At 68.1% G+C, this 26,218-nt stretch carries 27 protein-coding genes and 1 other RNA gene; 18 read left to right on the top strand and 10 right to left on the bottom strand.

Annotation, left to right across the window (positions count from 1 at the left end):
- Positions 1 to 2: 2 nt before the first annotated feature.
- Positions 3 to 233 carry a PEP-CTERM sorting domain-containing protein gene (locus ACQ450_RS04940; protein WP_188055598.1) on the bottom strand — a complete coding sequence of 77 codons (231 nt, stop codon included), beginning with the start codon at positions 231 to 233 and terminating at the stop codon, positions 3 to 5.
- Between the two features lie 236 nt (positions 234 to 469).
- Here ACQ450_RS04940 and ACQ450_RS04935 point away from each other — a divergent pair, with 236 nt between their 5' ends.
- Positions 470 to 1,675 (top strand): saccharopine dehydrogenase family protein, encoded by a 1,206-nt coding sequence (locus ACQ450_RS04935; RefSeq protein WP_431470736.1) that lies wholly within the window; start codon positions 470 to 472, stop codon positions 1,673 to 1,675.
- 175 nt (positions 1,676 to 1,850) lie between these two features.
- Entirely contained in the window at positions 1,851 to 3,026 is a 1,176-nt protein-coding gene (locus tag ACQ450_RS04930; RefSeq protein ID WP_431471165.1) for a carboxynorspermidine decarboxylase, read from the top strand.
- On the opposite strand, the gene ACQ450_RS04925 is transcribed toward ACQ450_RS04930, so the two are convergent.
- The 3 genes from ACQ450_RS04925 to ACQ450_RS04915 form a co-directional block, all read right to left on the bottom strand.
- Positions 3,023 to 4,720: a hypothetical protein gene (locus tag ACQ450_RS04925; protein WP_431470735.1), complete on the bottom strand. Its 1,698-nt coding sequence runs from the start codon at positions 4,718 to 4,720 to the stop codon at positions 3,023 to 3,025. The two genes, ACQ450_RS04930 and ACQ450_RS04925, sit on opposite strands and share 4 nt — an antisense overlap.
- Positions 4,721 to 4,794: 74 nt before the next feature.
- The gene (locus ACQ450_RS04920; RefSeq protein ID WP_431470734.1) at positions 4,795 to 5,688 is read right to left on the bottom strand and encodes a hypothetical protein; all 894 of its coding nucleotides are present in this window, start codon (positions 5,686 to 5,688) and stop codon (positions 4,795 to 4,797) included.
- A 69-nt stretch (positions 5,689 to 5,757) separates the two neighbouring features.
- The gene (locus tag ACQ450_RS04915) at positions 5,758 to 6,987 is read right to left on the bottom strand and encodes a type III PLP-dependent enzyme (RefSeq protein WP_188055591.1); all 1,230 of its coding nucleotides are present in this window, start codon (positions 6,985 to 6,987) and stop codon (positions 5,758 to 5,760) included.
- Positions 6,988 to 7,130: 143 nt separating this feature from the next.
- Here ACQ450_RS04915 and ACQ450_RS04910 point away from each other — a divergent pair, with 143 nt between their 5' ends.
- Together ACQ450_RS04910 and ACQ450_RS04905 are read left to right on the top strand one after the other, a co-directional pair.
- Entirely contained in the window at positions 7,131 to 8,138 is a 1,008-nt protein-coding gene (locus ACQ450_RS04910; RefSeq protein ID WP_431470733.1) for a threonine ammonia-lyase, read from the top strand.
- Positions 8,135 to 8,314, top strand: coding sequence for a hypothetical protein (locus ACQ450_RS04905; RefSeq protein WP_188055587.1), 180 nt, complete (start codon positions 8,135 to 8,137; stop codon positions 8,312 to 8,314). The genes ACQ450_RS04910 and ACQ450_RS04905 overlap by 4 nt, the downstream gene beginning before the upstream one ends.
- Before the next feature lie 14 nt (positions 8,315 to 8,328).
- Here the strand turns inward: ACQ450_RS04905 and ACQ450_RS04900 are convergent, their stop codons facing one another.
- Positions 8,329 to 8,646, bottom strand: coding sequence for a hypothetical protein (locus tag ACQ450_RS04900; protein WP_431470732.1), 318 nt, complete (start codon positions 8,644 to 8,646; stop codon positions 8,329 to 8,331).
- Positions 8,643 to 9,299, bottom strand: a complete 657-nt coding sequence (locus ACQ450_RS04895; RefSeq protein WP_188055583.1) for an alpha/beta hydrolase — start codon at positions 9,297 to 9,299, stop codon at positions 8,643 to 8,645. The genes ACQ450_RS04900 and ACQ450_RS04895 overlap by 4 nt, the downstream gene beginning before the upstream one ends.
- A gap of 93 nt (positions 9,300 to 9,392) precedes the next feature.
- Here ACQ450_RS04895 and ACQ450_RS04890 point away from each other — a divergent pair, with 93 nt between their 5' ends.
- The 10 genes from ACQ450_RS04890 (at position 9,393) to ACQ450_RS04845 (ending at position 17,772) form a co-directional block, all read left to right on the top strand.
- Positions 9,393 to 10,478, top strand: coding sequence for a cysteine desulfurase family protein (locus ACQ450_RS04890; protein WP_431470731.1), 1,086 nt, complete (start codon positions 9,393 to 9,395; stop codon positions 10,476 to 10,478).
- Entirely contained in the window at positions 10,475 to 11,566 is a 1,092-nt protein-coding gene (locus tag ACQ450_RS04885) for a cysteine desulfurase family protein (protein WP_431470730.1), read from the top strand. Before ACQ450_RS04890 ends, ACQ450_RS04885 begins: the two co-directional genes overlap by 4 nt.
- A complete protein-coding gene (locus ACQ450_RS04880; RefSeq protein WP_188055578.1) occupies positions 11,563 to 11,895 on the top strand; it encodes a 2Fe-2S iron-sulfur cluster-binding protein in 333 nt (110 codons plus the stop codon). The genes ACQ450_RS04885 and ACQ450_RS04880 overlap by 4 nt, the downstream gene beginning before the upstream one ends.
- A 4-nt stretch (positions 11,896 to 11,899) precedes the next feature.
- A complete protein-coding gene (gene bla / locus ACQ450_RS04875; protein WP_431470729.1) occupies positions 11,900 to 12,775 on the top strand; it encodes a class A beta-lactamase in 876 nt (291 codons plus the stop codon).
- 34 nt (positions 12,776 to 12,809) lie between these two features.
- An RNA gene (ffs, locus tag ACQ450_RS04870) (signal recognition particle sRNA small type) lies at positions 12,810 to 12,907 on the top strand.
- 109 nt (positions 12,908 to 13,016) lie between these two features.
- A complete protein-coding gene (locus ACQ450_RS04865; RefSeq protein ID WP_431470728.1) occupies positions 13,017 to 14,783 on the top strand; it encodes a DEAD/DEAH box helicase in 1,767 nt (588 codons plus the stop codon).
- 2 nt (positions 14,784 to 14,785) lie between these two features.
- Positions 14,786 to 15,232 (top strand): YaiI/YqxD family protein, encoded by a 447-nt coding sequence (locus tag ACQ450_RS04860; RefSeq protein ID WP_188056350.1) that lies wholly within the window; start codon positions 14,786 to 14,788, stop codon positions 15,230 to 15,232.
- Between the two features lie 220 nt (positions 15,233 to 15,452).
- The gene (locus ACQ450_RS04855) at positions 15,453 to 17,084 is read left to right on the top strand and encodes a DNA polymerase III subunit gamma/tau (RefSeq protein WP_431470727.1); all 1,632 of its coding nucleotides are present in this window, start codon (positions 15,453 to 15,455) and stop codon (positions 17,082 to 17,084) included.
- The gene (locus tag ACQ450_RS04850; RefSeq protein WP_188055570.1) at positions 17,081 to 17,404 is read left to right on the top strand and encodes a YbaB/EbfC family nucleoid-associated protein; all 324 of its coding nucleotides are present in this window, start codon (positions 17,081 to 17,083) and stop codon (positions 17,402 to 17,404) included. The genes ACQ450_RS04855 and ACQ450_RS04850 overlap by 4 nt, the downstream gene beginning before the upstream one ends.
- Before the next feature lie 86 nt (positions 17,405 to 17,490).
- On the top strand, positions 17,491 to 17,772 hold the full coding sequence (locus tag ACQ450_RS04845; protein ID WP_431470726.1) for a hypothetical protein: 282 nt from the start codon (positions 17,491 to 17,493) through the stop codon (positions 17,770 to 17,772).
- A gap of 61 nt (positions 17,773 to 17,833) precedes the next feature.
- Here ACQ450_RS04845 and mtgA read toward each other — a convergent pair whose 3' ends face one another.
- The 3 genes from mtgA to ACQ450_RS04830 all read right to left on the bottom strand — a co-directional run bounded on the left by mtgA (position 17,834) and on the right by ACQ450_RS04830 (position 20,725).
- Complete coding sequence (gene mtgA, locus ACQ450_RS04840; protein WP_431471164.1) at positions 17,834 to 18,616, bottom strand: monofunctional biosynthetic peptidoglycan transglycosylase; 783 nt, start codon at positions 18,614 to 18,616, stop codon at positions 17,834 to 17,836.
- 195 nt (positions 18,617 to 18,811) lie between these two features.
- Positions 18,812 to 19,717 carry an RNA polymerase sigma factor RpoH gene (rpoH, locus tag ACQ450_RS04835; protein WP_188055567.1) on the bottom strand — a complete coding sequence of 302 codons (906 nt, stop codon included), beginning with the start codon at positions 19,715 to 19,717 and terminating at the stop codon, positions 18,812 to 18,814.
- A 60-nt stretch (positions 19,718 to 19,777) separates the two neighbouring features.
- Positions 19,778 to 20,725 (bottom strand): RluA family pseudouridine synthase, encoded by a 948-nt coding sequence (locus ACQ450_RS04830; RefSeq protein WP_431470725.1) that lies wholly within the window; start codon positions 20,723 to 20,725, stop codon positions 19,778 to 19,780.
- A gap of 42 nt (positions 20,726 to 20,767) precedes the next feature.
- Between ACQ450_RS04830 and ACQ450_RS04825 the strand changes: the two genes are divergently transcribed.
- Both ACQ450_RS04825 and ACQ450_RS04820 read left to right on the top strand, forming a co-directional pair.
- Positions 20,768 to 21,139, top strand: coding sequence for a M67 family metallopeptidase (locus ACQ450_RS04825; protein ID WP_431470724.1), 372 nt, complete (start codon positions 20,768 to 20,770; stop codon positions 21,137 to 21,139).
- Between the two features lie 75 nt (positions 21,140 to 21,214).
- A complete protein-coding gene (locus ACQ450_RS04820; protein ID WP_431470723.1) occupies positions 21,215 to 21,859 on the top strand; it encodes a histidine phosphotransferase family protein in 645 nt (214 codons plus the stop codon).
- Between the two features lie 36 nt (positions 21,860 to 21,895).
- On the opposite strand, the gene ACQ450_RS04815 is transcribed toward ACQ450_RS04820, so the two are convergent.
- Positions 21,896 to 23,116: an RtcB family protein gene (locus ACQ450_RS04815; RefSeq protein ID WP_431470722.1), complete on the bottom strand. Its 1,221-nt coding sequence runs from the start codon at positions 23,114 to 23,116 to the stop codon at positions 21,896 to 21,898.
- 296 nt (positions 23,117 to 23,412) lie between these two features.
- On the opposite strand from ACQ450_RS04815, the gene ACQ450_RS04810 reads away from it, so the two are divergent.
- Positions 23,413 to 25,737, top strand: a complete 2,325-nt coding sequence (locus ACQ450_RS04810) for a chemotaxis protein CheA (protein ID WP_431470721.1) — start codon at positions 23,413 to 23,415, stop codon at positions 25,735 to 25,737.
- Positions 25,737 to 26,168 (top strand): chemotaxis protein CheW, encoded by a 432-nt coding sequence (locus ACQ450_RS04805; RefSeq protein ID WP_431470720.1) that lies wholly within the window; start codon positions 25,737 to 25,739, stop codon positions 26,166 to 26,168. Before ACQ450_RS04810 ends, ACQ450_RS04805 begins: the two co-directional genes overlap by 1 nt.
- The last annotated feature ends 50 nt before the right edge of the window (positions 26,169 to 26,218 follow it).

Below are 26,218 nucleotides of genomic sequence, written 5' to 3'. Positions count from 1 at the left end.
CGTCAGCGCCGGCGGCGCATCCGCCGCGCGACGCCCATCGCGACCACGCCACCGCCCAGCAGCACGATCGTGCCCGGCTCGGGCACCGACGTCGGCGACCCGCCGCCGTGATTGCCGTGGCCGCCGCCACCATGGCCGCCGCCGCCGGGGCCGCCGGGAACCTTGTCCATCGCCAGGGCCGTGCCCGGGATCGCTGCCAATACTGCGGCGGCAATGATAAAGCGCTTGCGCATCTGCGTCTCCTTCGCTGCTGTCGCATCGGGTTACGCACGGCCGGTGCCAGAACGCGGTTTCCAAGCGAAAGCGGGCGCATCGCTGGTTAACGCGTCCGAGCCGAGGATGGTTACTGTCAGATTACCCGACAGTGCCGGCGCGCCGGGGGAACGAACGCGCGGCGCCGCGCTTTGCATCGCATGGGCGCTCGGCTATGGCGCTCGCCAAATCTCACCCAAGTTCGGAGAGCTCCCACGTGAAGGACGTTCTGGTAATCGGTGCGGGCGGCGTCGCCTCGGTCGCGGTCCACAAAATGGCCAAGAATCCCGATCTGTTCGGCAAGATCACCGTCGCCAGCCGTCGCCAGTTCAAGTGCGACGAAATCGCCAAGTCGGTGAAGGAGCGTTTCGGCGCCGACATCGCCACCGCGCAGGTCGACGCCGACGACATCGACCAGACGGCGGCGCTGATCGAGAAGGTGAAGCCGGCGCTCGTCGTCAACCTGGCGCTGCCCTATCAGGATCTGTCGATCATGGAGGCCTGCCTCAAGACCGGTGTCCACTATCTCGACACGGCGAACTACGAGCCGCGCGACGAGGCGAAGTTCCAGTATAGCTGGCAATGGGACTATCACGACCGTTTCAAGCAAGCGGGGCTGATGGCGCTGCTCGGCTCGGGCTTCGATCCGGGCGTCACCAGCGTTTTCGCCATGTACATCAAGAAGCATCTGCTCGACCGGATCGAAACGCTCGACATCCTCGACTGCAACGGCGGCGATCACGGCCAGCATTTCGCGACCAACTTCAATCCCGAGATCAACATCCGCGAGATCACGGCGCCGGCGCGCCACTATCAGGACGGCGAATGGGTCGAAACGCCCGCGCTCGAAAATCGTCAGGTGTTCAACTTCGACGAAGTCGGCACCAAGAACATGTACCTCATGTACCATGAGGAGCTGGAAAGCCTCGCCAAGCATCTGCCCGAGATCAAGCGCATCCGCTTCTGGATGACCTTCGGCGAGCAGTATCTCACGCATCTCAAGGTGCTGCAGAACGTCGGCATGACCTCGATCGAGCCGATCGTCTACGAAGGCCGCGAGATCGTGCCGCTCCAGTTCCTGAAGGCGGTGCTGCCCGAGCCCTCGACTCTCGGCACGACGACCAAGGGCAAGACCAACATCGGCGACATCGCCACCGGCGAGAAGGGCGGCGCGCAGAAGACGGTCTATGTCTACAACATCTGCGATCATGAAAAGGCGTATGAGGAGACCGGCAACCAGGCGGTTAGCTACACCACCGGCGTTCCGGCGATGATCGGCGCCGCGCTGATGCTGAACGGCACTTGGAAGGGCGAGGGCGTGTTCAACATGGAACAGTTCGATCCCGATCCGTTCATGGACATGCTGAACGATCACGGCCTGCCCTGGCAGGTGAAGGAACTGCCCGAGCCTCTGCGGTTCTGATCGATCGACTCTCCCCCGCAAGGGGGAGGGGGACCATGCACGGCGTGGTGGAGGGGGAGGAGCGCGAGTCCCTCCTTCGGTGGAGCGCTCCCTCCATCACCGCCTTCGCCGGCGGTTCCCCTCTCCGTAGCGAGGAGGAAAGATGATGACCGATTCCCGCACCCATGCGCCCGCCATGACCACCAAGTCGGGTGGGGCGGGGGATTTCGTCCGGCTCGACCTCGATCGCGTGCCCTCGCCCTGTTTCGTGGTCGACCGGGCGGCGATCGAGCGCAACCTGGCGGTGCTCGCCGACGTCCGCGATCGTGCCGGCATCAAGCTCCTGCTGGCGCTCAAGGCCTTCTCGATGTGGTCGCTCGCCGATCTCGTCGGCGAATATCTCGACGGCGTGGCGACATCGGGGCTGTGGGAGGCGCGGCTCGGCCGCTCCTATTTCCGCGGCGAGGTCGCCACCTATTGCGCCGGCTACAAGGCCGATGAGATGGACGAGGTGTTCGCCCTCTCCGATCATGTCATCTTCAATTCGCCCGGTCAGGCCGCGCGGTTCCGCGAGGCGGCGGCCGCCGCGCGCGCGCGTGGCGAGACGTTCGACATCGGCCTGCGCCTCAATCCGATGCACTCGGAAGGCGAAGTCGCCAAATATGATCCCGCCCAGCCGCATTCGCGGCTCGGCCATCCCGCCGACCAGCTGCGCCCCGAGCATCTCGAGGGGATCGACGGCATCCATATCCATGCCCTGTGCGAGCAGGATTTCCCCCCGCTCCGCCGCACCTGGGAAGCGCTGAAGCCGCGGCTCGTCCCCTATTTCGGGCAGCTCAAGTGGATCAACTTCGGCGGCGGCCATCATATCACCCGCGCTGACTATCAGCGCGATGATCTGGTCGATTTTCTGAAGCAGGTGCGCGCCGAGACCGGCTGCGACGTGATCCTCGAACCCGGCGAGGCGATCGCGCTCGATGCGGGCGTGCTCGTGGGCGAGTTCGTCGACGTGTTCGACAACGGCATGCCGATCGGCGTGCTCGACATCTCGGCGACCTGCCACATGCCCGATGTGATCGAGGCGCCCTATCGTCCCGCGCTGCTGGGCGAACCGGCCGACGGCGGCGTGCTGGTGCGGCTCGGCGGACCGAGCTGTCTCGCCGGCGACATTCTCGGCGACTTCCGCTTCGCCGCGCGGCCCGAGCCCGGCGAGCGGATCGCCTTCCTCGATCAGGCGCATTATTCGATGGTGAAGACGACCACTTTCAACGGCGTCCCGCTGCCGTCGATCGCGCTCTGGGACAGCCGCGACGACAGCCTGGAGATCGTCCGCGAATTCGGCTGGGAAACGTTCCGGGACCGGCTGAGCTAGCGCCTGCGCGCAAAGCGGTCCCCGATCGTCAGCAGCACCAGCAGCGCCGCCAGCCCCGCGCCGATCGCAATCGAGGTCCAGCGGACGGGCGAGATCAGTTCGCCGATGTCCTTCGCGGCGCCGATCACGCCCAGCAGCGCCAGCGCCAGCAGGATGCGGTTGGTCCGCGCCTGCCCATAGCTGCCCTTCAGATTGGACACGTCCTCGATCAGCGCCTCGATCCGATCGACCGTTTCATGGGTGCGCTGGAAGCGCGCATCGGTCCCCATCGACTGCTGCACCGCCGCCAGCGCCTCGCGCTCGCGCGGGTAGCGAAAGAGATTGCCCGATCGATAGATCGATGCCCAGCGGAACAGCGTCAGCCGGCGCTCGAGATTGCGTTCGATGATCCGGTTGCCCGACCCGAAGAAGTGGATTGCGGTGTCGAGCACTTGCGCCACGTCCGACATCGGCTCGGATCGTGCCGCGATCCGATCGGCGTCGTAGAGCATCCTGTCGAGCTGCGCTTCCATGTCGCATACGATCAGCTCGTCGTGCGTCGCCACCAGCCATTTCAGCAGCAGATAGGGGCAGGTGCCGATTTCCGGGCGCTTCGCATTGAAGGTGCGCCAGCTCTTGGCGACTTCCATCAGAAAGCACGGATGCACGTACATCGCTGATTCGACCGAGCGGTAGGTCGCGCGCGTCGAGTCATGGACTTCCGATTCGTCCTGATAGGGAAAGTCGGGAATCCCCTGCGCCAGGCCGGCGAAGACGAGCAGACTGCGCGCGAAATCGTCGTCCGTACCGCGATGCGGCGGCTGCGCCCCGGGCGACGACGCCGCGATCGCCTTCTCCCATTCGGCGTCGATCAGGCTGGTTCCCGATCCCTGGCCGCGATCGCCATCGAACAGTCGCTCGGCGCGCAGCGCGGTGTCGAGCAGCCGCTCATCCTCGATCGCGACGCACAGGCTGCGCAGCGCATCGGGCGCGAGCGGCCTGCGCCGGTCCTGCGGGCGGAGCAGGCCGTGCCGGCGCAGGATGCTGGCGACTCCGTTCGGGGCTTCCACTGCCTCCGCTTCCAGCCGCTGCAACCGCCGTTCCGCCAGCGCGAGAAGCGACAAGGGCGGACGGCCGGTTTCCGCCTCCCACTCGAATCCGAGATACTCGGCATCGTCGATCCGAAGCTCCGGCTCGATCGCGAGCTGCTGGAGCTGGAGCACGCCATATTCGTTAAGCGAATCGACCGGATCGAGCGGCTGAGTGAGCGTCAGCACATAGAAGATCCGGCCGCTCTCGAAGACGCAGAAAGTGTCCTGCAGGCGCAGCGCTGTTCGTCGCGCCGCGTCGGGGACGTGGAGCTCGGTGCATTCGCCTTCGAACTCGTAGCGCCAGCATTCGGGCCGGATCAGCGTCAGCCGCCGCTCGGCGCTGTCGATCGCGCTTCCGCTCGCCGCGAAGATCAGCGGTCGGCCGTTGCTCCCGATGCCGCCGTTCGTCACGTCGTCGAGGAACGAGCGGAGCGGCTCGACCAGGCCGGCATGGGTGGCGCTGCCGGTTTCGCGCGCCAGCGCCGCCTGGATGTCGCGCAGGCGAAAGGCCGTGCGCGCCGGCTCGGTCCGGCGCCGCCCGACGCGCCAGCCGGCCGCCTTTTCCAACGTCAGTTCGAAGGCATAGCTGAACGCCGTTGCCCGCAGCTGGTCGAAGATCGGCACTTCTCGAAAGGTTCGGCCGTCACTCGCCGCGGATTGTCTCTGAAGCTGCATCCTCGCGCCCCCCGGAGTGGAGCCTAGCGCCGCTCCCTCCGGTGTTCCAGCGCCACGAGTCGGTCGCGGAATCCGCCGGAGCCGTCCTGCGGAGGAACGCCGTGCAGCGTTTCGAGCAAGGGCGCCGGGTCGAGCAGCGCGATCGATGCTCCGCGTTGGCAGTCGGCATCGAGGGCGGTGAGCTGCCGCGAAACCTCGGCTACCGTGTCGATCGGGGCGCCCTTCAGAACCGAAATGGCGAAGAACCGGCGTAGATGGCCGCTCAGAACGCACGCCGACAGTGCATCCTCCGGCGCTCCGAGCACGGCATAGACCAAGCTGTCCTCGGGCGCGCGGTCGGGCGCGAGCGGCGGCTGAACATAGGGGAAGTCGACGATCCGCGCGCCCAGCCTTGCCCAGATGCGCAGCCGGTCGACCTGGTCGATCCCGGCGGCTTCGCTGTCGCGCACATAGTCCTCGGCGGTCATCCGGAACGGATCATTCTGTTCGAGGAAGAGCAAGGGGGCCCCCCCCTCGGGAAAGCGCGCCGCCACTGCGCCACGGACCGCCGCCACCAGCGGTCGCAGCAGTCCGCGCCCGCGCGCCTCGGGCAGGAGATAGACATAGTTGAGGTTGGCGGTGGCCTGCATGCCGCCGCGTCCGTCCGCGACGATCGTCGCCAGCAGGTTCGCGCCGCCGACCGGCGCTCCGTTCACCTCGGCCAGCGCTACCCATTCGACGAACGGCCCGTACCGCGCCTCGATCGTCTTGCGTGCGTCGCCGTGGTTCAGCGCCAGGCACGCGCGCAGCCCGGCTTCGTCCTCCTTCTCGTCAGGCAGGATGAAGGCACGGTCATAGCCTGCGAAAAACGCATCGAAGACGGCGCCGTCGCCGCGATCGGACGTGCGAAGCGTCAGCTGGGGAAGGGAATCCGCCATCGCCGTCGGCATAGGAGAGAGCGGGGCGGTTGCGAAGCCTTGCGCATCCAACGGCCCCGTCCTGGGCCCTCAGCGTGCGCCGATGCGCACCACATTGTCGGCCGGCTCCTCATAGGCGCCGTCATAGAGCGACTCCATCGGTTCGTCCCCGACGATCACCGTCGCGTCCGAGCCGAAGCCGTTGAACGCGGTCCGCATCGCCGAGCCATAGGCGCCGAGCATGCCGATCTCGATATAGTCGCCCGCGCGGATGTCCGCCGGCAGATCGAACGGTCCCGCCATATGGTCGAGATCGTCGCAGGTCGGGCCATAGAAGCTGAACGCCATGTCCTTCGCGCGCGACTCCTCGTCGCGCAGCAGCCGAACCGGAAAGCGCCAGCCGATATGCGCCGCGTCGAACAGCGCGCCATAGGCGCCGTCGTTGATGTACAGCTCGTCGCCGCGGCGCTTCTCGACGCGGACGATCAGCGAGCTGTATTCGGCGCACAGCGCGCGGCCCGGCTCGGCCCACAGTTCGGCCGAATAGCTGATCGGCAGATCCTCGAAGGTGCGGTGGATCGTCTCGAAATAGCGCTCGAGCGGCGGGGGCTCCATGCCGGGATAGCTCGACGGGAAACCGCCGCCGACGTCGATGACGTCGACCAGCACCGATGCCTCGACGATCGCGATGCGCACGCGCTCCATCGCCTGCGCATAGGCGTCGGGCGACATCGCCTGGCTGCCGACATGGAAGCACACGCCCAGCGAATCGGCTGCCTGGCGCGCCGCCTGGAGCAGCTCCTTCGCCTCGCCCTGGCCCGCGCCGAACTTCGCCGCGAGGCTCAGCTTGGAAAGGTCCGACGAGACGCGCAGCCGCACGCAGAGCGTCAGATCCTCGGCGCCGCGCGTGGCGCGGACGATCTTCTCCAGCTCTTCCATCGTATCGAGCGAGAAGACGCGCACGCCGTGCTGGAAATAGGCTTCCTCGATCGCCTCGACTGCCTTCACCGGGTGCATGAAGCACAAGGTGGCGTCGGGAAGCGTCCGCGCGACCATGCGCACTTCGCCGATCGACGCCACGTCATAGTGCGTGATGCCGTTGTCCCAGAGGATCTCGATCAGTTCGGGCGAGGGATTGGCCTTCACGGCATACATCGACCGGCCCGGAAACTTCTCGACGAAGAATCGGGCTGCCCGTGCCGCGGCATGCGGACGGACGAGCGTGACCGGCTCCACCGGGCACGTCACAGCGATGTCGTAGCCGCTACCGGCTTCGATACGGGCGGTAGCTAGCCCCAGCGCGCGATGATGCTTGGCCAATTCAAGGGACCTCCAACGGGTAGTTCGACACGAAAGCTGCCTTGCGGTTGGAAGTCCCATGGGGCAGCGGATGCGCCACATAGGGGCGCCACTCCCCTATGTAAAGTGTGTAGGGTGCCGGAGTTTCATTGCGAGGGCGAACCGTGACGATCGTGCGACAACCGACCCGCGCCGGCGTGCGCGATGCTGCGGCGAAAGTCGCGGCAATCCTGCCCCCTTCTCCGGTGCTGACCGCACCAGTTGGGGGCGAAATCATCGCTTTCAAGGCCGAGTGCCTGCAACCGATCGGCGCGTTCAAGCTGCGTGGTGCCTGGCACCGGCTGACCGCGCTCGACGAAGCGGCGCGCGAAAAGGGAGTGGTCGCCTTCTCCTCGGGCAACCATGCGCAAGGTGTCGCCTGGGCGGCGAAGCGGCTCGGCATCCCCGCGGTGATCGTGATGCCCGCCGACGCGCCCGCGGTGAAGCGCGAGGCAACGCTGGCGCTGGGTGCGGAGATCGTCGCCTATGACCGCGCGACCGAGAGTCGCGAGAAAATCGCTGCGCATCTCGCCCATGCGCGCGGCGCCACGCTCGTTCCCAGCTTCGACGATGCCTGGGTGATCGAGGGGCAGGGGAGCGCCGGGATCGAAGCCGCCGCGCAGATGAGCGCGATGGGGCTCGGCGCGCCCGCGCAAATCCTCACTCCCTGTGGTGGCGGCGGTCTGGCGGCGGGGCTCGCGCTCGCGCTCCCCGATGCGGAAATGACCGTGGTCGAACCCGAAGGCTGGGACGACATGCGCCGCAGCCTCGAATCGGGATGGATCGAGCCGGTCGGCCCGAACCCGCCGCCTACTGCGTGCGACGCCCTCCAGACGAAGGAGGTTTCGCCGCTCACCTTCGGCGTTCTGGCGAATCGCGGAGTCGCTGGGTTGGCGGTCAGCGAGGCCGAAGTCCGCGCTGCGCAGCGCTGGGCTGCCCGCAACCTGCGCGTCGTGGTGGAACCGGGCGGCGCCGTCGCACTCGCCGCGCTGCTCGCGGGCAAGGCGGAGCCGAAGGCGGGAATGCTGGTGATCCTCTCTGGCGGCAACGTCGATCCCGCCGCCTATGGTGTAGTGCTGTCGAGCGGCGAGCCCGTGCGCACCGCTGCACGCGCCGAGGAGAATCCGGCATGACCGGCGAACTTTCCCCGCTCGCCAGCACCACCATGGCGCTTGCCGTGCTGGCGGTCTTCGCACTTGCCGGGGGCGGCAGCTGGATGATCGCGAAGCAGCATGACCGGACCAAGGGCGTGCTGATGCTGGTCTGCGCCGCCGTGGTACTCGGCAATGTGCTGATCTGGGTGGTCTAGCCTCGGCGTCAGTCTCAGGGCTGGTTCGCCGGGCTCGGGGGGCGTTGCGCCGCGATCCGCCGCAGCAGCCGAAGATGGAACAGGTGGACCAGAAGGAAGGTGCCGCCCATCGCGCCGATGCCCTTCAGCCCGCGTTCGCTGCCCTCGGGCACCAGCAGCGCGAGCAGCAGCATCAGCGGCAGCGCCACGGCGGGGATGAACCAGAGCAGCATGCGTCGCGCGGCAGGCTGCACCGTGCCCGGCATCGACCGAAGCGTGCGGCCCGCGAGCAGCGACAGGCCGCCGGTGAGCCCCAACGTCGCCGCCGTCAGCGCCAGCCCGGCGCCGGTCACCGGATCGGCGAGTTCGGGTCGAGCCGCATGTCGAGATAGTTGTCGACGCTGCCCATCAGCTGATCCATCTCGTCCTGGAAGAAGTGATTGGCGCCCGGTATGGTGTCGTGATGAATGGTGATGTGCTTCTGGGTGCGCAGTTTGTCGACCAGCTTCTGCGTGGCGCCCGGAGTCGCGACTTCGTCATTCTCGCCCTGGATGATGATGCCCGAGCTGGGGCAGGGCGCCAGGAAGGTGAAGTCGTACATGTTCGCCGGCGGAGCGATCGAGATGAAGCCCCGGATCTCCGGGCGCCGCATCAGCAGCTGCATGCCGATCCAAGCACCGAAGCTGAAGCCGGCGACCCAAGTGGTCGATGCTTCGGGGTGGAAGCTCTGCACCCAGTCGAGCGCGCTCGCCGCATCGGATAGCTCGCCGACGCCATTGTCGAACGTGCCCTGGCTCTTGCCCACGCCGCGGAAGTTGAACCGCAGCGTCGCGAAGCCGCGGCGCTGGAACGTCTTATAGAGTTCCTGCACGATGCGGTTGTTCATCGTGCCGCCCGACGAGGGGTGCGGGTGCAGGATCATCGCCACCGGCGCGCGCGGCTTGGGAGCGGGGGCGAAACGGCCTTCGAGGCGGCCTTCGGGGCCGGGAAAAATGACTTCGGGCAAGGCGGACCTGCTGGGCTGCGGCGCTGTGGCGCGGGATGAGGTTGGGGCTATATAGGCGCGACCATCGTCCGCGCAAATGCCTGGAGTAGCCGCTTGGCCACCGACCGTCTCTATCTCGATCATGCCGCCACCACCCCGCTGCTCGCCGAGTCTCGCGAATCGGTCGCGCAGGGGCTGGCGGCATGGGCGAATCCGTCCTCGCCCTATGCCGAGGGCCGCGCCGCGCGCAGCGCGCTGGAGGACGCGCGCCGTCGCATCGCCGCCGCCTATGGCTGGTCGCACGAAACGATCCTGACGAGCGGCGCGAGCGAGGCCGTCGCGCTGGCGCAGGGACGTGCGAAGGTCGCCACGCGTCTCATCAGTGCGATCGAGCATCCGGCGGTGCGCCGAGCCTCGGGCGGTGCGCCGCAGCTTGCCGTTGGTGCCGATGGCCGACTGGTGCTCGCCGCGCTCGAAGCCGAGCTCGCGCAGGCCGAGGGACCGGTGCTGCTGACGCTGCAATGGGCGAACAACGAAACCGGCGTGCTGCAGCCGGTCGCCGAAGCCGCCGCGCTGGTTCACGCCGCCGGTGGGCTGGTGATGGTCGATGCCGCGCAGATGCCGGCGGGCTGGGACGAGGGCGTGATCGCCGACCATGCCGATTTCGTCGCCGTCTCGGCGCACAAGCGCGGCGGCCCGCCCGGCATGGGGGCACTGCTGGTGCGCGATCTCGCCACGCTCACACCCGGCGGCGGGCAGGAAAAGGGCTATCGCGGCGGGACGGAGAATCTGCCGGGAGCACTCGGCTTCGCGGCCGCGCTGGAGGTGGCGGAGGACCGCGCGGCGATGGCCGCGCTGCGCACGCGCCTCGACAGCGCGATCGAAGCGGCGGGGGGCGAGACGGTCGCGCGCGATGCGCCGCGCTCGCCTGCGATCGCCGGCTATCGTATGCCCGGCGTCGCCGCGGCGGTGCAGCTCGTCCGCTTCGATATGGCGGGAATCGCGATTTCCTCCGGCAGTGCCTGTTCGTCGGGCAGCGTGAAGCCCAGCCATGTGCTGAGCGCGATGGGCTGGGACGAGGCGGCGGCGCGTGAAGTGATCCGCGTCAGCTTCGGCCGCGGCACCACCGCCGCCGACGTCGATCGCTTCGCGCAGGCCTGGAGCGCGATCGCCCGCGACGTGCGGGATCGCGCCGCGTGATCTATCTCGACTATCAGGCGACGACGCCGCTCGCGCCCGAGGCGCTGGCGGCGATGCTGCCCTGGCTCGAGACGCAGCACGCCAATCCCCATTCGCCGCACGCGCCCGGCCGCGCCGCCGCCGCCGTCGTCGAAGCGGCACGCGATCAGGTGGCGGCGCTGCTGCCGCCGGGGGGCACGCTCGCCTTCACAAGCGGCGCGACCGAGGCGCTGAACTGGGCGCTGAAAGGAACCGGGCCCGACCGGATCGTCACCCAGGCGACCGAGCATGCCGCGGTGCTCGACACGGTTGAGGCGCTGCGCGCGCAGGGGCGCGAGGTGGTGGTGCTGCCGGTCGATGGCGACGGTATCGTCGATCTCGACGCCGCGCGCGAGGCGATTACCCCCGGCACCGCGCTGGTCGCGTGCATGCTGGTCAACAACGAGATCGGGACGATCCAGCCGGTCGGCGAACTCGCGCGGCTGGCGCATGAAGTCGGCGCGCTGATGCTGTGCGACGCGGTGCAGGGCTATGGGCGCGTGACGATTCCCGACGGGCCCGATCTGATCGCGCTGTCGGCGCACAAGATCCACGGACCCAAGGGGGTCGGTGCGCTGTGGATCCGCGACGGCGTGGCGCTCGCGCCGCTGCTGCACGGCGGCGGGCAGGAGAAGGCGGGTCGCTCGGGCACGCTCAGCCCCGCGCTCTGCGCTGGTTTCGGCGCGGCGGCGAAGCTGATGGCCGAGCGGCGCGCGGAAGACGACGCTCATGTCGGTCGCCTGTTCGGCCATGCGCTCGATCGCCTGACCGGGTGGCGGCTCAACGGCTCCGCCACCGTGCGCTATCGCGGCAATCTCAACCTCCGCCGCGACGGGCTCGACGTCGCGCGGCTGATGTCCGACCTGCGCGACATCGCCTTTTCCGCCGGCTCGGCCTGTGCCAGTGGCTCGGGCCGGTCGAGCCATGTGCTGCGCGCGATCGGCCTTTCCGAAGCGCAGGCGCGGTCGAGCATCCGGCTCGGCTTCGGCCGCTACACCACGCAAGAGGAGCTGATGACCGCGCTCGACCGCATCGACGCCGCCGCCGCCGCGCAGAAAGTCGCGGCATGACTCGCATCCGCTTCGTCGCGCGCGACGGCAGCGTCCAGCAAGTCGACGCACCCGATGGCGAGCGGCTGCTCGAGGTCGCGCAGAACGTCGGCCAGCCGCTCGAGGGCACCTGCGAGGGCCAGATGGCCTGCTCGACCTGCCACGTCATCGTCGACGCGAAGGATTTCGATCGCCTCGCGCCGCCCAGCGAGGAGGAGGAGGACATGCTCGATCTCGCGCTCGGCGCCACGCGCACCAGCCGGCTCGCCTGCCAGATCGAAGTCGCGCCCGAGCTCGACGGCTTGACAGTCCACTTGCCGCCCGAACATCGCGACATGCAGGGCCGCTGAAACCGTGCGCTCCGTGCATATCGGCCGCCGCGATCTGATTGCCCGCGCCGCGCTGCTCGCGCTGGCCGGATGCGCGCGCCCGACCGCTGCTGCCGCAGCCGGTCCGCTCGCCGCGATCCGCGAGCGGACCGGCGGCCGCCTCGGCGTCGCTGCGCTCGATACCGGCAGCGGCAAGCGGATCGCACTCGATGCCGACGGCCGCTACGCGATGTGCTCCACCTTCAAGCTGCCGCTCGCCGCCGCCGTGCTGCGCGAGGTCGAGCGCGGCGCGCTCTCGCTCGACACGCCGATCCGCTTCGGCGCCGACGATCTCGTTCCCTATGCGCCGGTGATCGAGGCGAATCTCGCCGCGGGCACGCTCACCGTCGCCGAACTATGCGCAGCGGCGGTGACGGTGAGCGACAATGTCGCGGCCAATCTGCTGCTGCGGCTGATCGGCGGGCCGGCGGCGATGACCGCTTTCTTTCGCGATGCCGGTGACGCCGCGAGCCGGCTCGATCGCTGGGAGCCCGATCTCAACGCCAATCTGCCCGGCGATCCGCGCGATACCACCACGCCCGCCGCGATGCTGGTGACGGCCGAGCGGCTGCTGCTCGGCGACATGCTTTCCCCTGGCTCTCGCGCACGTCTCGCAGACTGGATGACCGCCTGCCGCACCGGGCTGAACCGGCTGCGCGCCGGCTTCCCGCCCGAATGGCGCGCCGGTGACAAGACCGGCACCAGCGGCAACGGCGCCGCCAACGACGTCGCCATCGCCTGGCCGCCGAACCGCGCGCCGATCCTGATCGCCTGCTACGTCGATTCGCCCGATGCGAGCCCCGAGCAGCGCGACCGCACCCATGCCGATGTCGCGCGCGCGGTGGTGCGGGCGTTCGCATGACATTGCGTTTCGCGGCGCGCGCGCCTATCTCGCGCCCGGGAGTCGGGCGGACGTAACTGTCGCCAACCCGGTCAGGTCCGGAAGGAAGCAGCCGTAACGACCGCGTTGCGGGTCGTTCCGGCTCCCACCTCAGTCTCAGGCGAGCTTGTTCGCTCTCGGCTGCACGCGGCACCAACGGCCGCCCCGCAATGCCCCTGTTCCTCGCCCGCCGCTCCAGCGGCCCGGCCGATCCGCGAGCGTCATGACCTTTTCGAATCTCCCCCCGATCCTTGCCGAAGCGCTGGCCGAGCGCGGCTATGCCGAGCCGACCGCGGTGCAGGCCGCCGTCCTGGCCCCCGATGCTGCCGGCCGCGATCTGATCGTTTCGGCGCAGACCGGATCGGGCAAGACCGTCGCCTTCGGTCTGGCGCTCGCCGGCGATCTGCTCGATCGGTTCGACGCGCCGGCCGAACGGCCGCTCGCGCTCATCATCGCGCCCACGCGCGAACTCGCGCTTCAGGTCAGCCGAGAGCTGCAATGGCTGTTCGCCAAGGCGCACGCCCGGATCGCCACCTGCGTCGGCGGCATGGACGCCTCCAAGGAGCGGCGCGCGCTGCGCGGCGGTGCCCATATCCTCGTCGGCACGCCGGGGCGGCTGCGCGATCATCTCGAACGCGGCGCGCTCGATCTCTCCGCGCTCGGCGCGGTGGTGCTCGACGAAGCCGACGAGATGCTCGACATGGGTTTCCGCGAGGATCTCGAGGAAATCCTCGATGCCACCGCCGCCGATCGCCGCACGCTGCTGTTCTCCGCGACGATGCCCAAGCCGATCGTCGCGCTTGCACGGCGCTACCAGCGTGACGCGCTGCGCATCTCCACCGCGGGCGACGATCGCGGGCACGGCGACATCGCCTTTCAGGCGGTCACCGTCTCCCCCGCGGAGATCGAGGCCGCGGCGATCAACCTGCTGCGCTTCCACGAGGCGGAAACCGCGATCCTGTTCTGCGCCACGCGCGACAATGTCCGGCGGCTGCACGCCACGCTTCAGGATCGCGGCTTCGCCGTGGTCGCGCTTTCGGGCGAACATTCGCAGTCCGAGCGGAACCACGCGCTTCAGGCGCTGCGCGATCGCCGCGCGCGCGTCTGCGTTGCGACCGACGTCGCTGCGCGCGGCATCGACTTGCCGAGCCTCAGCCTCGTCATTCATGTCGAGATCCCGCGCGATGCCGAGACGCTGCAGCATCGTTCGGGCCGCACCGGTCGCGCCGGTCGCAAGGGCACGGCGGTGCTGATCGTGCCCTATCCGCGCCGCAAGCGAGTCGAATCGATGCTGCGCGGCGCTCGCATCCAGGCCGAGTGGATCGACGCGCCGACTCCCGAGACGATCCGTGCGCAGGATCGCGAGCGGCTGCTCGCCGATCTGCTCCAGCCCGCCGAGTTCGACGACGAGGATCGCGCGCTCGCCCAGCGGCTGATGGCCGAGCGCTCGCCCGAGGATATCGCCGCCGCGCTGGTCCGCGCGCATCGCGCCGCGATGCCGCAGCCCGAGGAGATGATCGAGAACACGCCCGAGGCACGCCGCGCCGCGCAGCAGGAGCGGCATCGCCCCGGCTTCGAGGATGTGGTCTGGTTCCGCGCCGACGTCGGACGCCGCCAGAATGCCGATCCGCGCTGGATCCTCCCGCTGCTGTGCCGCCGCGGCCACATCACCCGCAACGAAGTGGGCGCGATCCGGATCGCTGCCAACGAGACCTATTTCCAGGTGCCGCGCGCCATTGCCGGCAAGTTCACTGCCGCGCTTGCGCGCACCGCCCAGTCCGAGGGCGACGAGGAAAGCGTGCATATCGAGCCGTCCGAAGCCCCCCGCGACGTTGCGCGCGCCGGGCCCGGGCCCGAGGGAAACCGGCGAGCCGCCGCCCCGCATCGCGCGCGCGAGGCTCGTTCGGGCGGGCCGAAGGGCCGCGCCGGTCCGAAGGGCGCCAGGGGAGCCAAGGGTGGGCCACGGGGGCATAAGGCGCGCCCGTCGTGACGCTGGCGATCCTCGTCGATGCCGACGCCTGCCCGGTGAAGGACGAGATCTACAAGGTCGCCTGGCGGCATGACGTGCCCGTCACCATCGTCAGCAACGGCTGGCTGCGTGTTCCCGATCACCCGCTGATCACGCGCGTCGTGGTGAGCGATGCGTTCGACGCCGCCGACGACTGGATTGCCGAGGCCGCCGGCGCCGGGCACATCGTGGTCACTGCCGATATCCTGCTCGCCGACCGCTGCCTCAAGGCGGGGGCGACCGTGCTGGCGCCCGGCGGCAAGCCCTTTACCGCCGATTCGATCGGCAGCGCCATCGCGACTCGCGCGATCATGGCCGATCTTCGCGCGGGCGGCGACCAGATCGGCGGCCCGCCGCCGTTCGGCAAGGCGGATCGCTCGAACTTCCTTCAGGCGCTCGACGCCGCGATCGTGCGGTTGCGGAAGCGCTGATCCGGGCGGCGGAGGGTTTGCGCTGTCCTACAGCCCGCCGCCCGTGCTACCGGGAACAAATGGAGATCACCCCTTCTCGGCAGCGCCGCTCCGCCTCCCGTCGCGCGCCTTCGCGCGCGCGGGGGCGCGCGCACGCGCTGAGGTGCGACTTTAGTGAGACCTTCGGCGGAAATCCGTCGCTTCGACATTCCCGCCCGCAGCGCCTAGATTGGCAGGCACGATGACCGATTCCTCGCTTGGCCTCGAAGAACCTCCGCAGCCGGTGAAGCCGGAGGCGTATCGCGTTCTGGCGCGCAAATACCGGCCGCAGACGTTCAGCCAGCTGATCGGGCAGGATGCGATGGTCACCACGCTGGGCAATGCGATCAAGCGCGATCGGCTGGCGCATGCCTTTCTGCTCACCGGCGTGCGCGGCGTCGGCAAGACCTCGACCGCGCGGCTCGTCGCCAAGGCGCTCAACTGCATCGGGCCGGACGGGCAGGGCGGGCCGACGATCGATCCGTGCGGTGTGTGCGAGCCGTGCGTCGCCATTGCCGAGGGGCGGCACATCGACGTGATCGAGATGGACGCCGCCAGCCACACCGGCGTGGACGACGTGCGCGAGATCATCGACGCGTCGCGCTATTCGGCGGTTTCGGCGCGCTACAAGATCTACATCATCGACGAAGTCCACATGCTCTCGAAGAATGCGTTCAACGCGCTTCTGAAGACGCTCGAGGAGCCGCCGGGCCATGTGAAGTTCCTGTTCGCCACCACGGAGGTGAACAAGGTGCCGGTGACGGTGCTCTCGCGCTGCCAGCGGTTCGATCTCCGCCGCATTCCGGCCGAATTGCTCGCCGCGCATTTCGCGCATGTCGCCGATGCCGAGGGAGTCGAGGCCGAGCCCGAGGCGCTGGCGCTGATCGCGCGCGCTGCCGAAGGATCGGCGCGCGACGGCCTTTCGATCCTCGATCAGGCGATCGCCCATGCCGATATCGAAGGCGGCGGTGTGAAAGCGGAAACGATTCGCGCGATGCTCGGCCTGTCCGATCGCGGCGCGATCCGCGAGTTGTTCGGCCGGCTGCTGGCCGGCGACGGGCAGGGGGCATTACGGGCGCTGCGGGCGCAATATGATCTCGGCGTCGATCCGCAGGCGGTGCTGCGCACCTTGCTGGAAACGGTTCACGGCGTCACGCTGGTCAAGCTCGGCACCGATCCGAGCACGGCGCAGCCGGCCGAGGAACGCGCGATGCTCGAGGAGTGGAGCGTCGATCTGTCGTTCCCCGCGCTCCACCGCCTGTGGCAGCTGCTGCTGAAGGGGCATGACGAGGTCGGCCGCGCGACGATGCCGATCGAGGCGTGCGAGATGGCGCTGCTGCGCGTGATCCATGCCTCGCAGCTTCCCGATCCGGGCGATCTCGCGCGTCAGATCGCCAGTGGCGCGGCGCCTGCCGGTGCCGCTCCCTCCGCACCGGCGCCCGCGGCGCCCGCGGCTCCGGCGGTGCCGCGCGACATGGCCGAACTTGCCGCGCATCTGGAGGAGCACCGGCGCTTCCAGCTCGCGCAGCAGGTCCGCGACTATCTCCGCCCGGTCCGCTTCGAGCCGCCCGAGCTGGAATTCGGCGGGGCGCGCGCGCTGCCGTTCGATTTCGTGCGCGAGCTCGGCGCGGCGCTGCGCGATACCACCGGTGTTCATTGGCAGTTGCAGCTGCGCGACGACGCCACAGCCCCTACATTGCACGAGATACAGACCGCGCGCGAAGCGTCGGAGCGTGAGGCCGTATTGCGCTCGCCCGTAGTGGCGGCGGCGCTCGAAGCCTTTCCCGATGCCGAGCTGATCGGCTGGAACCGACCGAGGAGCAAACAGGCATGAAGAATCTCGAAGACATCATGGCGATGGCGCAGAACGTCCAGAACGAGTTGCAAAAGGCGCAGGAAAGCCTCGACACGATCGAAGTCGAAGGCGCATCGGGCGGCGGCATGGTCAAGGTCCGCGCTTCGGCGAAGGGCCGGATCATCGGCGTCGACATCGACGAATCGCTGCTCCAGCCGTCCGAGAAGGGGATGCTCGAGGATCTGGTCGCGGCGGCGATCAACGATGCGCGCGCCAAGGCGGATGCCGCGAGCGCCGAGCAGATGTCGAAGATGACCAGCGGCCTGCCGCTCCCGCCGGGCTTCAAGCTGCCTTTCTGAGCGCTGAACCGCTCGTTGTTTTTCCGTAACGGGAACGTCGTTCCGCTTCCTCCGTTCTGGGCGCCAGTCCAGTTGGAGGAAGCAAGATGACGGACGATCGCACGACCACCACCACGGCACCGGCGCCCGCGACGGCCCCGGCCGAGACGTACACCACCGTGATCGAGCGCCGCGGCAGCGGCGGCGGTCTTCTGATCGGCCTCGCCGTGCTGATCCTGGTGGTCGTCGGCGCCATCTTCCTGCTCAACCAGAGCAATCAGGAAGCGGCGCAGACCGAGGCGATCACCGGCGCGGCGGAAAGCGTCGGCGATGCCGCGCAGAGCGTCGGCGATGCGGCACAGGACGCAGCCGACACCGTGACGAACTGATGCGGCTGGCGACTCGGCCTCCTCGCCGGGTACCGGGTCGCTCGTCTCCGTGTCGGGCCGGCTAGCGGAGGCAGGCGTCGAGGCCCTGCGCCTCGATCGTGCCGATCCCCGCGCGGATGGTGTTGCCCCAGCGCCGGGTGAAGCCGGTCGGGGCGATGCCGGCGCGCTTCTTGGGAAGCGGCAGCACCGCCGCGATCTGGGCGGCTTCCTGCCGGCTCAGCCGGTTGGCGCCGTGTCTGAAATAGCGCTGCGCCCCGGCCTCGACGCCGAAGGTGCCGATCCCGGTCTCGGCCACGTTCAGATAGACTTCCATGATCCGGCGCTTGCCCCAGATCGCTTCGATGAGGACCGTGAAATAGGCTTCCAGCGCCTTGCGGAAATAGCCGCCGCCTTGCCACAGGAACACGTTCTTCGCGGTCTGCTGGCTGACGGTCGAGCCCCCCCGGATCCGCCCGCCCTGGCGATTGCGCTCCCAGGCTTGGCGGATCGCCTCGAAATCGAAGCCGTCATGGCTGCAGAACCGCGAATCCTCGCCGGCGATCACTGCGCGAGCCATGTCGGGATCGATTCGCTCCAGCGGCTCCCAGTCGCGCCGGGCGCCATGGCCCTCGATCATGTTGCCGATCATCGTCATCGTGATCGGCGGCGGCACGAAACGATAGGCCGCGACCCACAGCACCGACAGCAGCACCAGCGCCACGATCAGCTTGACCACATCCACCAGCAGGCGCCGGAGCAGTGGCTTGCGCTTGCGAGATCGTCCTTTTCGAGGAGGTACGGTCGCGCTCTCCTCGCCGAGCGGCTGGAGGTCCGGCAGCGGCCGCTCGCCGAGCGGCGCTCCCATGCGGACCGGCACCTTCGGCGCATCGCGGCCGCCGGCCGGCCAGCCTTCGGGCGTGGCGATCTGCACCGGAGTATCGCTCGGCCCGTCCGGCCGATCCTGGTCGCTCTCGTCGCCGCCGCTGGTCATGCCCGATCGTCTGCCGCAGGTGCGCAGCGGCGGCAATTGCCTTTCGCAGCGCGCCTGTCGCCTTCTGGATCAGCCGGCAGGCAGCAGCCGCTTTTCGCCAGCGAGACGCATCATCGCCTTCTGGAGCTTCTCGAACGCGCGTACCTCGATCTGGCGAACGCGTTCGCGGCTGACGCCATAGACCTGGCTCAGTTCCTCCAGCGTCTTGGGATCGTCGGTCAGCCGGCGCTCGGTCAGGATGTGCTTCTCACGATCGTTCAGATCGTCCATCGCCTCGACCAGCATCTCGTGGCGGACGTCGGCTTCCTGCGTTTCGGCGACGCGCTCGTCTTGCAGCGGCTCCTCGTCCGCCAGCCAGTCCATCCACTGGCTCTCCGAATCCTCGCGCATCGGCACGTTGAGCGAGGTGTCGCCGCCCATCGCCATGCGGCGGTTCATCGAGATGACCTCGTCCTCGGTGACGCCAAGATCGGTGGCGATCTTGGCGACATCCTCGGGCCGCAGGTCGCCGTCCTCGAACGCATCGAGCTTGGCCTTCATCCGGCGCAGGTTGAAGAACAGCTTCTTCTGGGCGGCGGTGGTGCCCATCTTCACCAGGCTCCACGAGCGCAGGATGAATTCCTGGATCGAGGCGCGGATCCACCACATCGCATAGGTGGCGAGGCGGAAGCCGCGATCGGGCTCGAACTTCTTCACGCCCTGCATCAGGCCGATGTTGCCCTCGGAGATCAGCTCAGAAACGGGCAGGCCATAGCCGCGATATCCCATCGCGATCTTCGCAACGAGTCGCAGATGCGACGTGACGAGCTGCGCCGCCGCCTCGGTATCGCCGTGCTCCTGAAAGCGCTTGGCGAGCATATATTCCTGCTCGGGCGCGAGAATCGGGAATTTCTTGATCTCGGCAAGATAGCGATTGAGGCTCGCCTCACCGCCGAGAGCGGGAATCGTCGCGGGGACGTTGCTGCCGCTAGCCATGATCGTGTCTCCCTTCGAAGTTGGTGGGGGCGCTCTGCCATGCGAGTCTGCCACCGAAATTTATACGAGAAGCTTACCCAACAGTTCCTGCATGTCCGCAGGCATTTCGCTTCGGAACGCCAAAGCGTGGCTTTTCACCGGATGAATGAACCCGAGCTCGGCCGCATGCAACGCCTGGCGCCGGAAACCCAAGGTTTCCAGCATGCCGCGGTGAGCCGGTCGAGTCCGTCCATATACCGGGTCTCCAAGCAGCGGGTGCCCCAGCGAGGTCATATGGACGCGCACCTGGTGCGTCCGCCCGGTTTCCAGCCGGCACTCGACGAGCGCCGCCTCGCGCAGCGGCCGCACCATCCGATAATGAGTCACGGCGCGCTTGCCACTGCTAACGATCGCAACCTTCTTTCGGTTCGATGGCGATCGCGCGAGCGGCGCGTCCACCGAGCCGTCCGAAGGGCTGGGCCGCCCCGCGACGATCGCCAGATAGCGGCGGTCGATTGAATGGTCCTTGAACTGCCTCGCCAGCCCCTCGTGCGCCCGGTCGGTCTTGGCGGCCACGATCAGCCCGGATGTATCCTTGTCGATCCGGTGCACGATCCCGGGCCGTGCCACCCCGCCAATGCCGGAAAGCTGCCCGGCGCAATGGTGGAGCAGCGCGTTCACCAGCGTACCATCCAGATTTCCGGCAGCCGGGTGCACGACGAGCCCGGCGGGTTTGTCGACGACGATCAGATGCTCGTCTTCGTACGCAACCGACAGCGGGATATCCTGCGCTTCGTTGTGCGCCGGCTCGGGTTCGGGGACCGTCACGGTGAAGATACTGCCCGCCAGCGCCTTGCGCGCCGGATCACGGGCCAACCCCTCGGGCCCCTGGACTTGGCCGGACGCGATCAGCGCCTTCAGCCGCTCGCGGGAAAGGGTGGGGATCGCATCGGCGAGCGCGCGGTCGAGGCGCCAGCCGTCCGCCGCCTCCGCGATTTGTGCCTCAATGCTGGAAACCCCCCGGTTCATTCGTCATTCTAGATGGGAATGCGGACCCGGATTTCAAGATCGGTGCTGGACGGAATCCGGCGGGAATCGGCGGCTGCCGCGCCCTGCGAGGCGTGCGGGCTCCTGTTCGGCGCTGCAGCGGAAATCAGCGGTTGGCAAGCAACGGAAAATGTTGCCGAAAACCCCGAGAGCCGGTTCGAAATCGATCCGGCCGCGTTGTTCGTCGCGCTCCGTGCCGAGCGGAGTGGGGGACAGGCAATAGCTGGCTACTGGCATTCGCATCCGAACGGCTCGGCCGAGCCTTCGGCCACTGATGCGGAAATGGCGGCCGGCGATGGAAAACTGTGGCTGATCGTGGCGGGCGAGATCGTGACGGCCTGGCGCTCGAACGGCACGGGCGGGTTTGATCCGATCGAGATCGATCCGGTCGCGTGATCGTGCCTCCGCCACCTTCGCTTGATCCGGCGGGGGCGCTGCTGCAAAAGGCACCATGCAAGCTGGAGCGCATCCTTGAACATCAGCCCGACCGAATTCGCGAGTCTCCTCTGTTCCCGCCTGTGCCATGATCTGTTGAGCCCCGTCGGCGCGCTCAACAACGGGTTGGAGCTGCTGGCAGACGAGCATGATCCGGAAATGCGCGCGAGGTGCCTCGAGCTTCTCGGCGAAAGCGCACGGGCATCGGCGAACAAGCTGAAGTTCTTTCGGCTGGCATTCGGCGCAGCGGGCGGTTTCGGCGAGACGGTGGACACGCGCGAGGCGCACGCCGCGATCGAGGGGCTGTTCGGTGACAACCATCGCGTGAAGGTCGGCTGGCTGATCGAGCATGCGACATTGCCGAAACAGGCCATCAAGGTGCTGCTCAATCTCGCGCTGATCGGCGGCGATGCACTGATCCGCGGCGGCCAACTCGATATCGGCGCCGAAGTCGTCGACGGGCAGGTGGAGATCGTCGTCCGCGCCGACGGGCCGCGCATCGTGCTCGATCCCGAGCTGCGCGTCGCGCTAACCGGCGGGTCCGATGAGGTCCCGGTCACGCCGCGCGCGGCGGCGGCCTATCTGGTGCACGAACTGGTCGATCAGGGCGGGGGCGACTTGCAGGTGAGCGCGCCCGACGCGGAAGTGCTGCTCTTCGGCGCCGCCTTCCGTGTCGGCTGACCGGCGCGGCACCCGAAGGCGCCGCGCCGAGAGACGTCAACCCTTGATGTTGATGATCTGGCGCAAGCGGTGCCGGATCATCACCAGATCCTCCTGCGCCGCCATCACCGCGCCGATGTCCTTGTAGGCGGCGGGGCTTTCGTCGAGCACGCCTTCGTCGACCCGGCACTCGATTCCCTTCACCGCCGCGCGATGCTGGTCGAGCGTGATCGACCGCTTGGCCTGGCCGCGCGACATCGTCCGTCCCGCGCCGTGCGAGCAGCTGCAGAAGCTCTGTTCGTTGCCCAGCCCCTCGACGATGAAGCTGCCGGTGCCCATCGACCCGGGAATGATACCCAGATCGCCCTTGCGCGCGCGCACCGCGCCCTTTCGCGTCACCCACACGTCCGCGCCGAAATGGTTCTCGCGAACGGCATAATTGTGGTGGCAGTTGATCGCCGCCTTGTCGGTCTTGAACGCCGGCAGATGCCTGCGCAGCGCATCGAGCGTACGCGCCATCATCAGCTCGCGGTTTGCCAGCGCATAATCCTGCGCGAAGTGCATCGCCTCGATATAGTCGTCGAACAGTTGCGATCCTTCGCTGAGGAACGCCAGATCCTTGTCGGGCAGATGGAAGTCGAGCGTCTCTTTCGCGATCGCCTCCTTCGCGGCGTCGATGAAATAGGTGCCGATCCGGTTTCCCGTCCCCCGCGAGCCTGAATGGAGCATCACCCACACGCGATCCGCCTCATCGAGGCACACCTCGATGAAGTGATTGCCGCCGCCCATCGAGCCGAGCTGATCGCCGGTCTTGCCGTCGATCTTGGGATGCTTGGCGAGGATCGCGCGCCAGCGGCTCTCGAACCGATCATACCAGGTGCGCGCCACCGAATTGGGCGTCGCCGCCCATCCGCCCTTGGCATGATTGGCCTTCTGGTTCGTTTCCATCCCTTTGGGCACCGCGCGTTCGATCTCGGCACGGATCGCGCTCAGACTGTCGGGCAGCTGGTCGGCGGTCAGCGAGGTGCGCACCGCCATCATTCCGCAGCCGATGTCCACGCCCACCGCCGCCGGCACGATCGCCGCGCGCGTGGCGATGACCGAGCCGACCGTGGCGCCCATGCCCCAATGCACGTCCGGCATGCCCGCGATGTGGCTGTGGATGAACGGAAGCTGCGCAACGTTGCGCAGCTGCTGCATCGCGCCGGCCTCGAACGGACCCGCGCTGTCCCACAGCTTGAGGGGATTGGCTCCCGTCTCATGCGTCGAAAACTGCATCGTCGGACACTCCTGTCGCATGGCCCAAACGGCCGGTTGCTGCGCTTTTCAGGGTGTCTGCCGGACCCGTGGGTCCTCTGCCGTCGTCGCCAAGCCACACCCCGAACGGGTGCAGCGACCCGTTCCGTCAACCCTCCCGGGTGACGCTACCGACTTGCGGGCATAGGCGGGTCGTGGCGGTCATAGCGGGATTCCAGTATCCGAAATGCCGCACCCAAGCAAGCGGAGCCATCCGGCTAACCGCGCCTTAACCACTTCTGCCCCAGGATGTCCGTGCGCATTGCCACCGGGGCCCCATGGACGATCTACTGCAGGAATTCATCGCCGAGACGCGCGAGACGCTGGAGGCACTTTCCGGCGAAATCGTCGCTTGGGAAGCGGCGCCGGGGGACCGGGCGCGGCTCGACGCGATCTTTCGCTTCGTCCACACGGTGAAGGGAAGCTGCGGCTTTCTCGATCTGCCGCGGCTCGGGCGGCTCAGCCATGCCGCCGAGGATGTGCTGGCGCAGGTCCGATCGGGCGAGCGCACGCCCGACCGCGGGCTCGTCAACGCAGTGCTCGCGGTGGTCGATCGGATCGGCGAGATCGTCGAGGCGATCGACGCCGGCAGCAGCCTCGACGACTCGGGCGAGGATCTGTTGATCTCCGCGCTCGCCGAAGGATCGGACCGGATCGCATCGGCGACTGCCCCCGTCCCACAGCGGGCGCCGACGCGCAGCGTCCGGCTGAACGTTGACCTGCTCGACCGAATGATGAGCGGCATGTCGGACATGGTGCTCGCCCGCAACGAACTTGCCCGCCGTCTGCGCGCGACTGAAATCGAACCCGAGATCGAAGCGGCGCTGGAGCGCATGTCGCATACCGTCGCTGAGCTGCGCGACACCGTTACGCGCACGCGCATGCAGAAGATCGACGCGCTTTTCTCGGCGTTGCCGCGCATGGTGCGCGATACCGCGGCCGGGCTCGGCAAGTCGGTCACGCTCCAGATCGAAGGCGCCGACGTCGAGCTCGACCGCGAGATGATCGAGCTGATGCGCGATCCGCTCGTCCATATGGTGCGCAATTCGATCGATCATGGCATCGAATCGCCTGCCGAACGCCGCGCGGCGGGCAAGAGCGAGAACGGGCGGCTCACTGTGTCGGCGCGGCAGTCTGGCAATCAGATCATCGTCGAGATTCTCGATGACGGCCGCGGGATCGATACCGATCGGCTCATGCGAAAACTGATCGCGAACGGCACGCGCGACCAACGCGAACTTCAGGAGCTTTCCGAGCGCCAGCGGCTCGAACTGGTCTTCGAGCCCGGTCTCTCGAGCCGCGATGAAGTGACGGAGTTTTCCGGCCGTGGCGTCGGGATGGACGTGGTGCGCGCCTGCATCGAGCAGATCGGCGGCCGAATCGATCTGGACAATGCCCCCGGCAAGGGGCTGCGGATCGCGGTTCACGTCCCCCTTACGCTTTCGATCATCTCGGCGATCGTCGTGGGCGTGGGCGATCAGCGCTTCGCGATTTCGCGGCCCAGCATCGAGGAGATCGTGAGCGAGCGCAACGCATCGATCCGAGTCGACATGCTCGGCGGCACGCCCGTCGTCACTGTGCGCGAAAGGCGACTGCCGATGGTCGATCTCGGCGCGATGCTGGGGCTCGCGGCACGCGCCGAACCGGGTGCGCGGATGCTAGCGATCGTCAGCCTCGGCGCCGCGAGCTATGCGCTTTCGGTCGATACGGTGATCGACAATGAAGAACTCGTCATCAAGCCTGCTTCGCCCGCAGTGATGGCAGCGGGGCTCTACGCCGGCCAGACGCTGCCCGATAGCGGGCTGCCGATGCTGCTGCTCGACCCAGCTGGAATAGCCGCCACGGCGGGGCTCGATTGCGGCCTCGGCGTGGTTCAAAGCGAGGAAGCCGCAGCGACCGAAACCGAGCAGCCGGGCCTTCCGGCGTTGTTGTTCGTCGATCTGGATGGCGCGCGCCGCACGGTTCCGCTGGGCATTGTCGACCGCGTCGAGCAAGTGACCGTGGACAGCATTCGCCGCACGGCCGGGCGGCTGCGTCTCGCGATCGACGGACGGCTGCTTCCGCTCGCCGCGCAGGGCACTTTTGGCGATCGTGACAAGCTCGGCGTGCTGCGTCTCAAGGACGGCGCCAACGAAGTCGCCTACGCGATCGACGAGGCATGCGATATCGTGATGCTGCCGGACGAGATGGCACCCTCGACCGCTCCGGGTCCCGTCGCGGGTGTCGTGCTGTTGGGTGACGAGCAGATCGAGCTGCTCGACGTGCACTGGCTTTTCGCCGAACATCTCGACCGCGACGAAGGCCGGGAGCTCCCGCTGTGTCTGTTGACCGGCGGTGCCGTCGGCTGGATGGGCACCTTCGTTCGGCCGCTGCTCGAAGCGGCGGGGTACCGCGTGGCGCTCGGCCACACGCAGGGCGAAGCGCCGGCGATCGTTCTTTCCGCCGACGATTCCGAAGCGCCGCCGCTCACCGGCGCTCCGCTGCTGCGCCTGCGCAGCCGCCGGGCGGCCGCAGGCGCCGACGATGACAGCATCTATCGGTATGACCGCGCGGGGCTGCTCTCCGCTCTCGAAGCGCGTCTTTCGGCAAAGGGAGGCTGCTGATGCCGCAACTTTATCTCGTCGCCCAGATCGCCGGGCGCTCGGTGGCGATCGATGCCGATCAGGTCGAATCCGTGGTCGATATCGGCGAAGTCACTGCGGTGCCGCGCGCCGACGCGAACGTGCGCGGGCTCGCAGCGCTGCGCAGCCGGGTCGTGACTGTGGTCGACACCAAGGCCGCGCTCGGGCTCGATGCGAGCAGCGACAACGCTCGCCGCGCAGTCATCACGCGAGTCGAAGCCCATCATTACGCGCTGCTCGTCGATTCGCTCGACGATATCGCGCCGTTCGATCTGCTGCCGCTCGGAAGCGGCGTGGCGCTTGACCGGGCGTGGCGCGCGGCGGGCCGCGGCATCATCGAACGTGACGGCGAACCCATCCTGGTGATCGACCTGGCAAGCCTCGTGCCGGGGCAAGTCGCTGCCGCAGAATGATTTGCCGAGTTAACGTGGCGCTTACGGCTTCTCCCGCACAAGGATGCGGG

Origin of the sequence: Sphingosinithalassobacter sp. LHW66-3 (assembly GCF_050703275.1) — a bacterium.
GTDB lineage: Bacteria > Pseudomonadota > Alphaproteobacteria > Sphingomonadales > Sphingomonadaceae > Sphingomonas.
This window is presented reverse-complemented; position numbering and strand designations above follow the sequence as displayed.

Bases quoted from the DNA above. Each gene is read 5' to 3' on its own strand.
- ACQ450_RS04850 (WP_188055570.1), top strand. From the start codon at position 17,081: ATGAAGAATCTCGAAGACATCATGGCGATGGCGCAGAACGTCCAGAAC.
- ACQ450_RS04810 (WP_431470721.1), top strand. From the start codon at position 23,413: ATGGACGATCTACTGCAGGAATTCATCGCCGAGACGCGCGAGACGCTG.
- mtgA (WP_431471164.1), bottom strand. From the start codon at position 18,616: ATGGGAGCGCCGCTCGGCGAGCGGCCGCTGCCGGACCTCCAGCCGCTC.
- ACQ450_RS04845 (WP_431470726.1), top strand. From the start codon at position 17,491: ATGACGGACGATCGCACGACCACCACCACGGCACCGGCGCCCGCGACG.
- ACQ450_RS04880 (WP_188055578.1), top strand. From the start codon at position 11,563: ATGACTCGCATCCGCTTCGTCGCGCGCGACGGCAGCGTCCAGCAAGTC.
- ACQ450_RS04855 (WP_431470727.1), top strand. From the start codon at position 15,453: ATGACCGATTCCTCGCTTGGCCTCGAAGAACCTCCGCAGCCGGTGAAG.
- ACQ450_RS04815 (WP_431470722.1), bottom strand. From the start codon at position 23,116: ATGCAGTTTTCGACGCATGAGACGGGAGCCAATCCCCTCAAGCTGTGG.
- ACQ450_RS04930 (WP_431471165.1), top strand. From the start codon at position 1,851: ATGACCACCAAGTCGGGTGGGGCGGGGGATTTCGTCCGGCTCGACCTC.
- rpoH (WP_188055567.1), bottom strand. From the start codon at position 19,717: ATGGCTAGCGGCAGCAACGTCCCCGCGACGATTCCCGCTCTCGGCGGT.
- ACQ450_RS04920 (WP_431470734.1), bottom strand. From the start codon at position 5,688: ATGGCGGATTCCCTTCCCCAGCTGACGCTTCGCACGTCCGATCGCGGC.
- ACQ450_RS04865 (WP_431470728.1), top strand. From the start codon at position 13,017: ATGACCTTTTCGAATCTCCCCCCGATCCTTGCCGAAGCGCTGGCCGAG.
- ACQ450_RS04940 (WP_188055598.1), bottom strand. From the start codon at position 233: ATGCGCAAGCGCTTTATCATTGCCGCCGCAGTATTGGCAGCGATCCCG.
- ACQ450_RS04805 (WP_431470720.1), top strand. From the start codon at position 25,737: ATGCCGCAACTTTATCTCGTCGCCCAGATCGCCGGGCGCTCGGTGGCG.
- ACQ450_RS04905 (WP_188055587.1), top strand. From the start codon at position 8,135: ATGACCGGCGAACTTTCCCCGCTCGCCAGCACCACCATGGCGCTTGCC.
- ACQ450_RS04830 (WP_431470725.1), bottom strand. From the start codon at position 20,725: ATGAACCGGGGGGTTTCCAGCATTGAGGCACAAATCGCGGAGGCGGCG.